Genomic DNA, 13,463 nt, shown 5'->3' on the forward strand with positions numbered 1-13,463 from the left:
TAGAACAGAAGAAAGGGAATTTTAAGTTTCTTTTAATATTTCGATCACACATAAAAAACGCGCCTGTCATGAGGCGCGTTTTTTATGAAACTGACAATTCTCTATAGCCTAACTTGTGAACGGCTTCAGCCATCGCTTGATAGCCTTTGCTGTTCGGATGGACACCGTCAAGGGACAGGTATTCCTGCTCCTTGCCTTTGAAGATGCTGTAGGCATCCGCGATTTTGACATGGGGTGCTGATGCAAGTGTTGCTAAATGTGAATTGAAGGATGTGATCCATTTGCCGGCGATTTCAATGCCGGGAAACGGGTTGTATAAGTTGAACACTCGGATGGCGTACGGGGAAGGGTTTTCTCCTTTGATCTCGGCGATCTTGGCAATCATCTTTTCAAAATTCTCATGGCAATGGGCGGATACACGGCTGAAAATTGTTTCATCCTTAGAGGTTTGGTAGGCTAAGACCGAATCGATAAGATCGTTTCCGCAGCCTGTGATCGTTATCATATCAGCATCTCGTATGCATTTTTGCACATAGGAATATGACAGGAGTCCCAAAATCTCCTCTGTATTCAGGCCTGATCTGGCAAATAGGGCTATTGCCGTTTTTGTTTTCAAGTCAGCTGACATCATGTCTCCAAAACGATGGACGAAGCCGGGTGAAAACAGCCCGGAGCCTCTCCCTGTCGTCAAGGAATCGCCCAGAGCTGTATATCGAAGCACCATGTTCTTTCCTCCACTCCTGAACGTCGATACGTTAATGTACGCAGCAGAGTAAAGATTGGCTACTTATGTATATCCTATTTTTCTTGAAATCTGTAAAGCGGCGTCCTTCACCTTTTCTGTTAAATAGGGCATCCTGTCTTCTGTAAATCTCGCTTCAAAGCCTGCGATGCTAATGCCGGCTGCCACCTGGCGCTTATGGTTGAAAATCGGGGCGCCGATCGCCGCCGTATAGTTTTCGAGCTCTGAATAGCTGACAGTATAGCCATTTTGCACAGAGGCATCAATCTCCTGAAGCAGTTTTTCGGGATCGGTAATCGTTCCGGAGCCAATTGAAATGAGTTCGGTTTGTTTGATGTATGCTTCGATTTCTTCACGGGGAAGAAAGGACAGAATGCTTCTGGCGCACGCTCCCGCATACAGTGGGGAACGCCTGCCGATTGCCGTATACAGCCGCACAGTCTGTGTTCCTTCTATTTTCTCAACGTATATCGCTTCATTGCCGTCCCTCATGATCAACTGCACGGCCTCGTCCACTTCCCGGCACAGCTCTTCCATTACGGGTTTCGCTATTTTTCTGATATCCAGCCTGTCAGCGACAAGCTGTCCGAATTCCAAAAACACCAACCCCAGCGAATAAGCGCCGGACGCATCCCGACTGAGGAACCCCATTTCCTCCAAGGAGCTGACCATCCGGTGAACAGAGGTCTTCGGCATTCCTGTCAGTGCCACCAGTTCACTTAAGGTTAGGCTTGGTTTATGCAAAAACAAATTAAGCAGCGCCATAGATTTGACTACGGTTTTATTTTTATTCTGCATCCTTCATCCCCTTTGCTATGTCAGCCATTCCATCTTCATTCTCGTTTTCAGTTCTTTTATATGCTGTTCTCGTTCTACCGCAAGTGCTTCTGCCTCCTGAAGGGACACAGGCTCAAACTGGACGTGCTCGCCCGGCATGATTTGAGAAACAATCGGAAGATCAGCGGATATGATGTGCGCGATCCTCGGATAGCCGCCAGTCGTCTGCCGGTCTGCAAGCAGGATAATCGGGTTGCCGTCAGGCGGCACCTGAACTGTTCCAAACGAAACCGCTTCTGACACCATCTCAAGCGGGGCTTTCAGTTCGAGCGGCTCTCCTTTGAGCCTGTAGCCCATACGGTCGGATTGCGGCGTGACACGAAATGTTTCTTGATAAAAACGCGTTTTTGATTCTTCTGTGAAAAAGGCGAATTGCTTTCCTTCCAGCACCCGAATGACGGGATTCTTCTTCAGCGGCAGAAATCTGCCGCGGCTGACCGACCACTTCGGTGCTGCAAATCCCTGTTTTTCAAGCTGCGGACTTAAACGGGAAAGGATGGTTTGCGAAAGAGCTGACATCTCTCCAATAGACAGTTCATCTTCTTTTTGAAGCGCTCTGCCATGAAGTCCGCCGATGCCTGCTCTGACGTATGTGCTTTTACTTTCCATAACGGCAGGCACATTGATGCCGCCGGCTGCGGCTACATAAGCACGGCTGCCGAGCTTGCAGGGGCCAAAGCTGACCGTGCTGTTTTCCTTGACGAGCACAGGCTTCCATAAAGGCGCTTCCTCGTCATTAATACGCAGCGTGAAATCCGCCCCTGTCACCGCAATCAGCGTCGTTTTTGCAAAATGAAACGACGGACCCGGCCCCATCATTGTTATTTCGAGACCTGCTTCATTTTCGCCGTTTCCGATCAGCAAATTGGCAATGCGCAGCGAAACCGTGTCCATGGCGCCGCTGGCCAGAACGCCGTATTTTTGGTAACCCGTTCTGCCTATATCCTGAACCGTTGTGAGCAGTCCGGGCTTTAATACTTTCATGCTCAATTGGACTCCTCCTTATAGGCGTGATAGTCTTCTTCTGAGATGCGAACGAATTTCACAGTATCTCCCGCCCGCAGCAATGTCGGCGGATTTTCCTGCGGCCGGAAAAGCGACAGCGGCGTTTTTCCGATCAGCTGCCAGCCGCCCGGCGTTGAAATCGGATAAACACCTGTCTGCAATCCCGCAATACCGACCGAACCTGCGGGAATCGACGGTCTTGGCGATGATTTTCGCGGAGCTGCAATGCGTTTTGACATCCCGCCTAGAAAAGGAAAACCAGGCGCGAATCCGAGCATATACACCACATATTCACCGCTTGTATGAATGTCGATCACTTCCTCCGGTGACAGCTGATTGATCTTCGCCACCTCTTCTAAATCAGGGCCGAATTCACCGCCATAGCAGACGGGAATTTCTACAATACGGCGGTTGACCTCATAGTCTTCAGCTATTTCTACCAGCCGCTCTTCGACATCGCGCTTGACCTTCTCAAAAGGTGAGCTTATACCCCGAGGCAAATGCTTGTACACTTCATACATATCATAAAATACGGTTAGACTTGTAAAAGCCGGGATACATTCAATGAATCCCGGAAATGGCTGTTCTTCTATATAAGCGGCCGCGGCATGGACAATGCCGTTGACCTGTTCGTTGATTTCTTCTCCGAATCGGATCATCATTGCAGAATCACCGAGCTGTTCGATTTGATATCGTACAGTCATCTTTCTCACCTCTTTTAATTCTCGTTCATCAGGATGACGAGAGGTTACAGCACCGCAAGCGACTCGTCTCGAATATCTGTGATGAGCATATGCCCCGGCGCATGTGTGATGACCATTTCAGGTTTTACATTCATAGCCACGGCTTGCGGTGTCACTCCGCATGCCCAAAAAACAGGAACCTCGCCTTCACGAATGGAAACGGCATCTCCGAAATCCGGTTTGTCCAGATTGCGAATGCCGATTGCTCCCGGATTGCCGATATGGATCGGCCCTCCGTGCACAGCCGGAAAACGCGAGGTCACTTGCGCGGCACGTACAGCCAGCCGTTCAGGAACCGGTCTCATGCTGACAACCATCCGTCCGTGAAACGCCCCCGCCGGAACACAATCGATATTCGTTTGATACATCGGGACATTTGTCCCCTCATCAATATGCCGGACCGCTATCCCATTGTTGATCAGTGCCTGTTCAAAGGAGAAGCTGCATCCGATCAGAAAGCCGACAAAATCGTCCTCCCAGTATGGCGTAATATCAGATACTTCTTCCGTTAAGATACCGTGCCTGTAAATACGGTATTTCGGAAAGTCCGTTCTGATATCAGCATCCGGCGCAGCCAGAGACGGCACAGGCGAACCCGTTTCAGTCACATCGAGCACAGGGCAGGGCTTTTGATTTCGCTGGCAAAACAGCAGGAAATCAAAAGCAAGGTCTTTCTTCAAAACCACAAGATTCGCTTGGGCATATCCGCCGGACATGCCTGCGGTCGGCCCGTTTATTTTTCCCTCTCGTATCAGGGCACGTACATCTTTTGGCGCCATTTTGTTTAATTGCTCCACTTATATCAGCTCCACAATTGAGGAAGTTGTGTACATAACGTGTAGATTCCCATAACTGCCATTACAATCACTACAAGCGCGCCTGTGCTTGTCAGCCATAGCGGGTGCTTATAATCACCAACAATGTTTTTCTTGTAGGCGGCAACAAGCAGTGTTCCGAGTGCAATCGGCAAAATCAAGCCGTTCAGCGATCCGACAAGGACGAGGATCTTCGCAGGCTGTCCGATTGTGACAAAAGCTAACGTAGAAATCACAATAAATCCGATAATAATGCCGCGTGAATTCTTTTCAATTTTTGGAGAAAAGGTTTTGAAAAACGAAACAGATGTATAAGCTGCTCCAATCACAGATGTAATGGCCGCAGACCACATAATCAATCCGAAAATTTTATAACCGACATTTCCAGCAGCAAGCTTGAAGACTGAAGCCGCAGGGTTGCTTTCATCGATATGCAGGCCTTTTGAAACAACGCCAAGCACCGCAAGGAAAAGAGCGATCCGCATGACAGAGGTAATTAAAATGCCGACAACCGAGCTTTTTGTTACTTGGGGAATGGATTCCTTCCCTTTAATGCCCGCATCCAGCAAACGGTGTCCCCCGGCAAATGTGATATATCCGCCGACAGTTCCGCCCACCAGTGTAACAATAGCAAAAATACTGATGTGTTCAGGGGCAAACGTGTTCGCCACCGCATGTCCGACTGGCGGTGCAGACGTGATTGCGACATACAGCGTTAGGATGATCATGGCAAAGCCCGCGATTTGCGTAAAACGGTCCATCGCTTTTCCCGCTTCTTTAATGACAAAAATCAAAATGGCGATAACAGCGCTGATCAATGCGCCTGTTTCCGGTTTAATGCCGAACAGCACCTGAAGCCCCAGCCCGGCACCTCCGATATTCCCAATATTAAAGGCAAGCCCGCCAAGCACGACGAGAATGGCGATGAAATACCCCAGTCCCGGAAGCACCATATTCGCAATTTCCTGACCGCGTTTTCCAGAAACTGCGATGATGCGCCATACATTGGTTTGGGCAAAAATATCTAAAATAATAGAGATTAAGATGACAAAACCGAAGCTTGCCGCGAGTGTGTTTGTGAAAGTTGCAGTTTGGGTGAGGAAGCCCGGTCCGATTGCTGAGGTTGCCATTAAAAAGGCGGCGCCCATCAGCAATGACCAGCTGCCCGCTTTTTTTCCTGCTGTTTTTTTCTCCTGCTCCATCTATTGTTCCTCCTTTATGTGGACTTCTGTTCTGAAATAGCTGTCACTTCAATTCCTGCCGCCTTAAGCTCTTTTCTGATTTTTCGGGCAAATGTCAGCGCATGGGCTCCATCTCCATGAATGCAGACTGTATCTGCTTTTAATGACACATCATGTCCTTGCTGAGATTTGACCGCCCCTTCTTTCACCATTTTGATGACCTGGGTGACGGCGGCATCATCACTTTCAATGAGTGCGTCCGGCTGGGAGCGCGGTGTCAGCGTGCCGTCCGATTGGTATGTTCTGTCGGCGAACACTTCATTTGCGGTCTGAAGTCCGATCCGTTCTCCCGCTTTTACAAGCTCGCTCTCAGCAAGACCGAAAAGAATCAGGCCGGGATCAACCTTATAGACAGCTTTCGCGATCGCATCCGACAGTTTTTGATCGACTGCCGCCATATTGTATAAAGCGCCATGCGGCTTGACGTGCTGCATGTGAAGTCCCTCTGCTTTTAGAAAGCCAGAGAGCGCGCCAATTTGATAAATGACAAGATCATACGCTTCCTCAGGTGAAATCGCCATATTGCGGCGCCCAAAACCGAGTAAATCCGGCAAGCCCGGATGCGCGCCGATTTTCACGCCTCTTTCTGCTGCAAGTGCGACGGTTTTTCGCATCACACTAGGATCTCCAGCATGAAATCCGCATGCGATATTCGCTGATGTCACATACTCTAAAATATCTTGGTCAAGGCCTATCTTGTAGGCTCCGAAGCTTTCTCCTAAATCACAGTTTAAATCAATTTGAAACACAGAATCCCTCCTGCCAAAGCAAACGATATGCTTTATGTATTTATTGTCCCGAAATCCGGAACGACTATTCCGAATTTTTGAACTTTATTTCATTATAAGTCAAGCATATTAGTTTGTGAAATACTTTTGTCAGAAAACCTACCATGGTCCCAGAAGAAAACCTGCCAAACAAAAAGAGAGTCCATCTTAGGACTCTCTTTTTTATAGTACCCAATGGCGAATCGCCTTAGCGACACCATCCTCAATATTTGTATCCGTGATCCAATCAGCCGTTTCTTTCACGATGTCTTGCGCATTACCCATTGCGACGCCCAGACCCGCTTCTTTAATCATCGCGATGTCATTGAGGCTGTCGCCCATCGCCATCACATTCTCCATCGCAAAGCCGAGTTTTTCCGTAACCTTGGCAAGGGCTGCCGCTTTGTTGATGCCGAGCGCGTTAACTTCAATGTTTGTCGGACTTGAATTTGTGATTTCGAGCTCTTTGTTTTTTCTTAGCTCCTCCAGCACTTCGTTTCGGATGTCGTCATCCTCGATGTCAAAGCCGAATTTGAGCCATTCATGATCCGTAATGTTTTCCGGAAACTCGCCTCTCCATACTTTGTTCACGGTAGAAGCCCAGAAATTGGTGTTGTGTTTATTCCGCAAATCCCACATCATTTGAATATGGTCTGTATGGAGCAGCTTCCGTTCCACCAAATTAAAATTCGAGTCCCAGATTTCGCTGCCGTTTGCCGTGATTAGAAAGGATGACAGCTTCAGCGACTCCGCCAGCTCCCGGCACGTCATCAGCGTCCGGCCCGTGCTGATTACCACATACACACCTTTATCCTCCGCTTCACGAATGGCTTTGCGGTTTTCATCCGAGATCAGCTGCTCGTCGTTCAGCAATGTTCCATCCATATCAATTGCGATCAGCTTGATATCTACATCTTCTCTTTGAACAGACATATATGTACCTCTCTTTATCTTTTTGTTGTGCTTCTCTCTATTCTAATACATTATACCCAGCGGGACAAAAAAGCGATTTCCCATGTTTGAGGTGAACTGATAAGAGGAAAACAAACGGTGAGGTGATCAAACATGAAAGAAAGAAAACAGCAAAACAAACCAAATGAAAATCCCGAGCACAACGACTTAACCGATCCAATTCCTAATGAAGAGCTGAAGGAAAATATGAATGATGAAAAACACAAACGCCAGCAAAGAGATGACTCTCAAAGCGAACGGGATTACGACACAAAATAGAACCCCTCACAAAATGTTGTGAAGGGTTTTTTTCATTTTTCAATATAGATGCCGATTTCAGCTTCAGCAACAGGCTGCTCTCCTACTGACGCCTTGGCATGTCCGAACACAAATCCCCGCCGATTTCGCGTGACTTCAAACGTAAGATCAAGCCGGTCACCAGGCACAGCCGCTCCCAGCTTTTCCGCTTTCTTCACCGAAGACAATAACCCCAAGCTGTTCTCATCTGTAATCCCTGTAAAAGCAGCGGTTTGCGCTAGCGCTTCAATCACAAGTGAAAACGGCATTTCTGTTTGCGTCCCAGTAATAAACCAGTCGTTCTCACTAACCAGCTTATAAGCTGCAGCATGTTTTCCGGGCTCACTTTCTGTCACGCCATCAATAAATAAAAAAGGATAGCGGTGAGGCAAAGATAATGGGTTCATTGTATATCTCCTTTTTTTGACCATTATATATCAGCCTAAAGCGTAACGATAGGATATAATGGAAAAAACACAAAAGGAGGCCGTTATGTCCCCAAAACCGCTTGTCATTCTTGTCCACGAAATATACGGTGTAAACAGCCATATGAAAAAGATGGCCCGGCTGATCAATATGGCTGGATATGATGTGCTGACGCCCAACTTGCTCGGCCAGGATGAAATCTACACACTGCTAGAGGAAAAAACAGCATACGAACAATTTACACAACATGAACGGCTGAAAACGGGAGAAACCATCATCCAGAATGTGATCAGGCAAAACGCCGGACGGCACATCTTTGTGATTGGATTCAGCGTAGGGGCTACCATCGCATGGAAATGCAGCAGTATGCCCGAGGTAAGCGGAGCTGTTTGTTATTACGGTTCCCGGATACGTGATTCTCTTCATCACGTGCCAGCCTGCCCGGTCATATTGTTTTTCCCTTCTTATGAGCCATCGTTTGACGTAGCACTTCTGATCAAAAAACTTCGGGAGAAACAGCATGCCCATCTGAAGATTTATCAATTTGATGCGCTTCACGGCTTCGCCAATCCTGATTCTGTTTATTTCGACAGGGCCCTTTTCTTCAAAACGCTTTCCATCATAAAAAACGGGGCGGAAAAACGTCTCCGCCCTGCTTCATCATCATTTTTTTAAACGTGCACGGCGCTTTTTTATCAGTGCCGTCATTCTTTTTGCCTTGCTTTTATTTTGCCTGTCTCATCTCACCGAATGGATAAAAGACGAGAGATTCAGTACCGATGATATCTTCCTCAGAAGGCATGCCCATTCCATTTCTGCTATCAAGTGAATTGAGACGGTTATCTCCCATTACAAAATATTTACCGGAAGGAACCTCAACTTCGAAGTCGCCCGTTAAGGTTCCACCCGACTCTTCGACCTCTTGTTTCTGTTCCTTTAAGTACGGTTCTTCCACCTTTTTATCATTTATGTATAGCTGATCATTCTTCATTTTGATGCTGTCACCAGGCAAACCGATTAAACGTTTGACAAAAGAGCGGCCGCTCATTTTGTCATGAATGACTATGATGTCGCCTCTATGAAACCCGCCAGTCCATTTGACTGCTTTGTCAACCAGAATTCTTTCTGAATCTTTAAGCGTTGGGGCCATCGATGAACCTTCAACGAGAAAGGGCTTGTAAAACACCAATCTGATCGTAAAAATGAGAGCTGCAATCATAACGATACTGAGTACAACGATCCATTTCATTTTTATTTTTTTCTTTAACGTGATTGTTTTTGCATTCAACTTCCTTCACCCAGTGCTTTCCTAAGAATTCCAAATTATTATACAGCATTTGGATCAGCTTGGTTAGACTTTTGTGGAAATTTTCGTAAGCAAATGGACAGGCCGGGGCAGCCAACTTCCCCGGCCTGTTTCATGAGAGCTTTCTTAAACGCGCACAGATTTCATTAGTGACCTCAGCCGTTGTGCTTTGCCCCCCAATGTCGCGTGTTTTGATGCCGTCGGCAGTTACTTGCTCCATTACATCCAGAATTTTCGCCCCCAGTTCTTCCTCCTCGAAGTGGTCAAGCATCAGCTTCGCTGTCCAAATCTGGCCGATTGGATTGGCAAGGCCCTGTCCGGCAATGTCAGGAGCCGAGCCGTGAACCGGTTCAAACATGGATGGATATTTGCCGGATGGATTGATGTTCGCAGAAGGCGCAATGCCGATGCTTCCCATCAGGCTCGAGCTGATGTCGGTTAAAATATCACCGAACAAGTTACTCGCCACAATAACATCAAACGTTTCCGGACGCGTCACAAAAAAAGCGGCCAGCGCATCAATATGCTGGGATGACGTTTCGATACCCCTATACTCAGCGGCCGTCTGCTGAAAGACTTCATCCCAAAACGGCATCGCGTGATAAATGCCGTTAGACTTTGTCGCACTTGTCACATGGCCGCGCCGTTTTTTCGCCAATTCGAAGGCAAAGCGCATGACACGTTCTGTCGCTTTTCTTGTAAACACGGCATTCTGGATGGCGATTTCATCATCGCCTTTATGAATGCGCCCGCCGACTTCACTGTATTCACCCTCACTGTTCTCGCGAATCACCACGAGGTCAAAATCATTTGGATGCAAAAGCGGCGACGTAATGCCCGCCATTTGTTTGGCTGGCCTCATATTAACGGAAAGCTCAAGCTCCCTCCGTATTTTCAGCAGCAGCCCCCATAACGAAATATGATCGGGAACCAGCTTCGGATTTCCGACGGCTCCCAAGAAAACGGCTTCAAATTGAGTAAGCGTATGTATTCCATCTTCGGGCATCATTTTGCCGTGCTCCAAGTAATAATCACAGCTCCATGGAAAAGCCGTGAATGAGAATGACAAACCCCCGTGCACCTCAGCCGCTGTATGAAGCACTTTTTCAGCAGCCGCTACAACCTCTTTTCCTACTCCGTCTCCCGGTATTGCCGCAATCTCGAATTGTTTCATCGTCATTCTCCTCCCCCTGTTATCGTAAGCGTTTTCTATTATACTAGATAGCGAGATTGTAAAAAAAGCCCGTGACATTGTGTCACGGGTGGTGGTTGGTTATTGATTGAGTTTCTTTAAAACAATGGCGTGCAGCGGTTCATGGGACTGAATGCCGCACACCTCTTGAAGTACGCCGCTGTATCCTTTTTCTTCGATCAGCGCCTGCAGTTCAACCGCTTCAGGGTCACCGGTAAAATCGAAGCGCAGGGCTGCGGCAATTCCTTCCGCCAGTGCGTTCGGCTCTTTTATTTTCTTTGCCGGGCCTACGAGTCTATCATTCTCTCCCAATTTTCTGAGAGGCGATCTCGCTACGCGGGTCACATCGTCCGAAATGAAAGGATTTTCAAAGCGCCCGATGATTTTTTTGATATATTGTTCGTGTTCAGTTTGCTTAAAGCCATACGATTTAACGAGATAGTCACCAGTTTCAAGCAGCGCCGAATGAACGACACGGCGGATTTCCGGATGATCGATTGCTTCTTTGACTGTTTTCAATCCGCGCTGATAGCCGACATACGCTGTCACCGCATGTCCGGTATTAACCGTAAACAGCTTCCGTTCAATGTACGGCGTTAAATCATCAACAAACAGCGCGCCGTTTATGACTGGTGTATTCCCTTTAAAGCCTGATTCATCAATGACCCATTCGAAAAATGGTTCAACCGATACTTTCAGCGGGTCTTCATGATGCTGAATCGGCACGATCCGGTCAACGGCAGAATTCGGGAAACCTACCGTTTCACTGACGGATTCCTGCTCTGCTTCCGTTAAATGGCTGTATATCTCTTTCTTTAAGAAGCTGCTTCCGCCAATCATATTTTCGCACGCAATGATATTCAGTGTGTTGGCAGCGTTTCTCTGTCTTAAACCTTCTGCGATAGATGGAGCAATCAGCTTCAGCACATTCGGGCCGACAGCTGTTGTGATGAGTGAAGCCTCATTAATCAGCCGGTACAGCTCCTCCGGCTGGCTGCCGCTGTTAATCGCGCTGACCGGGCCAATGACCTCTGATGAACGTCCTTCTTCTGCCAGTTCGACTGTGTATTCTTTTTTTTCATTGAGGAGGCTGACCATCGTGTCGTTTACATCCGCAAACACCACATCATAGCCAGAGTGGTGAAGCAGCGCGCCGATAAACCCTCTCCCGATATTCCCCGCACCGAAATGTAAGGCGATCATGTCAGTTCACCTCGTTGAAAATGGCGATCAAATCTTCTTCACTTTTAGCGGAGATCAGGCGTTCAATGTTTTCTTCTTCTGAGCAGATAATGGCGATGTTAGACAAAATATCTAAATGCTCATTATTTTTACCCGCAATGCCGAATACCACTTTTGCCGTGTTGCCTTCTCCGTACTCAACACCGTCTGGAATTTGTATGATTGAGATTCCAGAGTGAAGCACCTCGCTTTTCGCTTCTTCTGTGCCGTGTGGAATGGCAATGAAATTCCCCATAAACGTAGAAGACGTTTCTTCACGTTCAAACATTTTGTTAATGTAATCCTCTGTCACATAGCCGTTGTCAATCAGCGTCTGGCCTGCCAATTTGATGGCCTCTTCTTTTGATGATACCGTTTGATTGAGTTTAATATTTTCCTTTGCGAGTACTTGCATGAGTATCACTCTCTTTCTATAAGATTACTTTTTCAGCTTTTCAATCAGCTCATCGTATTTCGGGCTGTTTAAGAAGTTATCCACTGATATGTGTGTCGCGTTCGGCAGCTTTGCTTTCGCGCGGTCTGTTAAATCTTTGTGGGTGATGACAATATCCGCATCGCTTGGCAGATTGTTAATGGCCGTGTTGGTCACACTGATGTCAAGCTCTGCTTTTTTCACTTTGTTTCTTAAGATGGATGCCCCCATGGCACTTGATCCCATTCCCGCATCACACGCAAAGATAATTTTGTTTACGCTTTCAGGAGACAGCTCAGACGCTTCCTCCGCTTTGGTTTGTTCCGCCTCTAAAGCAGCGGCTGCTTGGCTTTTCTTCCCCTTCATGGACTGCATTTTTTCTGTTGCGGCAGCCAGGTCTTCTTCACTTGCTTTTGAGGATTTCAGGATCACTGCTGATACGATGAACGATACAGCTGCAGCGACCAATACACCCGCCAATACGCCGAAATAGCCTCCTCTTGGCGTCATCGCCATCAATGCAATAATGCTTCCCGGTGACGCCGCTGCAACAAGTCCGGCATTAAAGATCGTGAACGTTAAAAGTCCGCTTGCTCCGCCGGCAATGGCTGCGAGAATCAGGGCCGGTTTCATCAAAATGTACGGGAAATAAATCTCGTGAATCCCGCCGAAGAAATGGATGATCGCCGCACCGGGAGCCGTTGATTTTGAAGATCCCTTGCCGAAGAACATGTACGCCAGCAAAATGCCGAGCCCCGGTCCAGGGTTTGCTTCCACTAAAAACAAAATGGACTTTCCTGTCTGAGATGCTTGCTCGATTCCAATCGGGCTTAAGATTCCATGGTTAATGGCGTTGTTGAGGAACAACACTTTCGCCGGTTCTACAAAAACACTGGCTACCGGCAGTAAATTCGCGTGTACAATGACTTCCACACCAGCCGCCAGCAATTTGTTTAGTGTCAGGACAACCGGGCCGATGGCGTAAAACGCGAGAATCGTTAAAGCCGCGCCGACAATCCCTGCTGTAAAGTTGTTGATCAGCATTTCAAAGCCTTGTCTGACTTTATCCTTGAACAATTTATCAGTTTGTTTAATGAGGTATCCGCCAAGCGGCCCCATAATCATTGCGCCTAGAAACATTGGAATATCTGACCCGACAATCACCCCGATTGCCGCTGTCGCCCCGACGACTCCGCCGCGGTGGTCGTAAATCATTTTTCCGCCTGTATACGCTATCAAAAGCGGCAGTAAATACGTGATCATCGGGCTGACAAGCGTATTCAGCTGTTCATTTGGAAACCATCCTGCCGGAATAAACAACGCGGTAATGATGCCCCACGCGATAAACGCGCCGATGTTCGGCATGATCATTCCGCTCAAATAACTCCCAAAGCGCTGCACTTTCACTTTCATGCCGCCTTGCTGCTGTTCTTGCTGCTGCATATATAAACCCTCCCTGTTTTGTTTGTCGCTATAAGATACAAAGA

At 47.6% G+C, this 13,463-nt stretch carries 16 protein-coding genes; 2 read left to right on the forward strand and 14 right to left on the reverse strand.

Annotation, left to right across the window (positions count from 1 at the left end; genetic code table 11):
- Positions 1 to 82: 82 nt before the first annotated feature.
- The 8 genes from lipC to ACQXR1_RS13930 all read right to left on the reverse strand — a co-directional run bounded on the left by lipC (position 83) and on the right by ACQXR1_RS13930 (position 7,083).
- A complete protein-coding gene (lipC, locus tag ACQXR1_RS13895) occupies positions 83 to 724 on the reverse strand; it encodes a spore germination lipase LipC (RefSeq protein ID WP_430772329.1) in 642 nt (213 codons plus the stop codon).
- Between the two features lie 63 nt (positions 725 to 787).
- Positions 788 to 1,540, reverse strand: a complete 753-nt coding sequence (locus ACQXR1_RS13900) for an IclR family transcriptional regulator (RefSeq protein ID WP_326246509.1) — start codon at positions 1,538 to 1,540, stop codon at positions 788 to 790.
- A 15-nt stretch (positions 1,541 to 1,555) separates the two neighbouring features.
- Positions 1,556 to 2,563, reverse strand: coding sequence for a 5-oxoprolinase subunit PxpC (pxpC, locus tag ACQXR1_RS13905; protein ID WP_326274557.1), 1,008 nt, complete (start codon positions 2,561 to 2,563; stop codon positions 1,556 to 1,558).
- 2 nt (positions 2,564 to 2,565) lie between these two features.
- Positions 2,566 to 3,288 carry a 5-oxoprolinase subunit PxpB gene (gene pxpB, locus ACQXR1_RS13910; protein ID WP_430772330.1) on the reverse strand — a complete coding sequence of 241 codons (723 nt, stop codon included), beginning with the start codon at positions 3,286 to 3,288 and terminating at the stop codon, positions 2,566 to 2,568.
- A gap of 44 nt (positions 3,289 to 3,332) precedes the next feature.
- Positions 3,333 to 4,106, reverse strand: a complete 774-nt coding sequence (locus ACQXR1_RS13915) for a putative hydro-lyase (protein ID WP_080478305.1) — start codon at positions 4,104 to 4,106, stop codon at positions 3,333 to 3,335.
- Positions 4,107 to 4,129: 23 nt separating this feature from the next.
- Positions 4,130 to 5,344, reverse strand: coding sequence for an NRAMP family divalent metal transporter (locus ACQXR1_RS13920; RefSeq protein ID WP_014662799.1), 1,215 nt, complete (start codon positions 5,342 to 5,344; stop codon positions 4,130 to 4,132).
- 14 nt (positions 5,345 to 5,358) lie between these two features.
- Complete coding sequence (gene pxpA, locus ACQXR1_RS13925) at positions 5,359 to 6,132, reverse strand: 5-oxoprolinase subunit PpxA (protein ID WP_069839876.1); 774 nt, start codon at positions 6,130 to 6,132, stop codon at positions 5,359 to 5,361.
- A gap of 201 nt (positions 6,133 to 6,333) precedes the next feature.
- The gene (locus ACQXR1_RS13930; protein ID WP_136654851.1) at positions 6,334 to 7,083 is read right to left on the reverse strand and encodes a Cof-type HAD-IIB family hydrolase; all 750 of its coding nucleotides are present in this window, start codon (positions 7,081 to 7,083) and stop codon (positions 6,334 to 6,336) included.
- Between the two features lie 132 nt (positions 7,084 to 7,215).
- On the opposite strand from ACQXR1_RS13930, the gene ACQXR1_RS13935 reads away from it, so the two are divergent.
- Positions 7,216 to 7,380, forward strand: coding sequence for a hypothetical protein (locus ACQXR1_RS13935; protein WP_014662796.1), 165 nt, complete (start codon positions 7,216 to 7,218; stop codon positions 7,378 to 7,380).
- A 32-nt stretch (positions 7,381 to 7,412) separates the two neighbouring features.
- On the opposite strand, the gene ACQXR1_RS13940 is transcribed toward ACQXR1_RS13935, so the two are convergent.
- A complete protein-coding gene (locus tag ACQXR1_RS13940; protein ID WP_326246508.1) occupies positions 7,413 to 7,805 on the reverse strand; it encodes a 3-hydroxyacyl-ACP dehydratase FabZ family protein in 393 nt (130 codons plus the stop codon).
- 85 nt (positions 7,806 to 7,890) lie between these two features.
- Between ACQXR1_RS13940 and ACQXR1_RS13945 the strand changes: the two genes are divergently transcribed.
- Positions 7,891 to 8,499 carry a dienelactone hydrolase family protein gene (locus tag ACQXR1_RS13945; protein ID WP_326246507.1) on the forward strand — a complete coding sequence of 203 codons (609 nt, stop codon included), beginning with the start codon at positions 7,891 to 7,893 and terminating at the stop codon, positions 8,497 to 8,499.
- Between the two features lie 49 nt (positions 8,500 to 8,548).
- Here the strand turns inward: ACQXR1_RS13945 and sipU are convergent, their stop codons facing one another.
- The 5 genes from sipU to ACQXR1_RS13970 all read right to left on the reverse strand — a co-directional run bounded on the left by sipU (position 8,549) and on the right by ACQXR1_RS13970 (position 13,419).
- Positions 8,549 to 9,112 (reverse strand): signal peptidase I sipU, encoded by a 564-nt coding sequence (gene sipU / locus ACQXR1_RS13950; RefSeq protein WP_326246506.1) that lies wholly within the window; start codon positions 9,110 to 9,112, stop codon positions 8,549 to 8,551.
- A gap of 130 nt (positions 9,113 to 9,242) precedes the next feature.
- Positions 9,243 to 10,310: a tartrate dehydrogenase gene (locus ACQXR1_RS13955; protein ID WP_326246504.1), complete on the reverse strand. Its 1,068-nt coding sequence runs from the start codon at positions 10,308 to 10,310 to the stop codon at positions 9,243 to 9,245.
- 93 nt (positions 10,311 to 10,403) lie between these two features.
- Positions 10,404 to 11,525 (reverse strand): mannitol-1-phosphate 5-dehydrogenase, encoded by a 1,122-nt coding sequence (locus tag ACQXR1_RS13960; RefSeq protein ID WP_014662791.1) that lies wholly within the window; start codon positions 11,523 to 11,525, stop codon positions 10,404 to 10,406.
- 1 nt (position 11,526) lies between these two features.
- Complete coding sequence (locus ACQXR1_RS13965) at positions 11,527 to 11,958, reverse strand: PTS sugar transporter subunit IIA (RefSeq protein WP_069839870.1); 432 nt, start codon at positions 11,956 to 11,958, stop codon at positions 11,527 to 11,529.
- Positions 11,959 to 11,982: 24 nt separating this feature from the next.
- Positions 11,983 to 13,419 (reverse strand): PTS mannitol transporter subunit IICB, encoded by a 1,437-nt coding sequence (locus tag ACQXR1_RS13970; protein ID WP_040084161.1) that lies wholly within the window; start codon positions 13,417 to 13,419, stop codon positions 11,983 to 11,985.
- Between the last annotated feature and the right edge of the window lie 44 nt (positions 13,420 to 13,463).

It is taken from the genome of Bacillus sp. ATD, from assembly GCF_050585765.1.
In the GTDB taxonomy this organism is placed as follows: Bacteria; Bacillota; Bacilli; order Bacillales; family Bacillaceae; genus Bacillus; species Bacillus stercoris.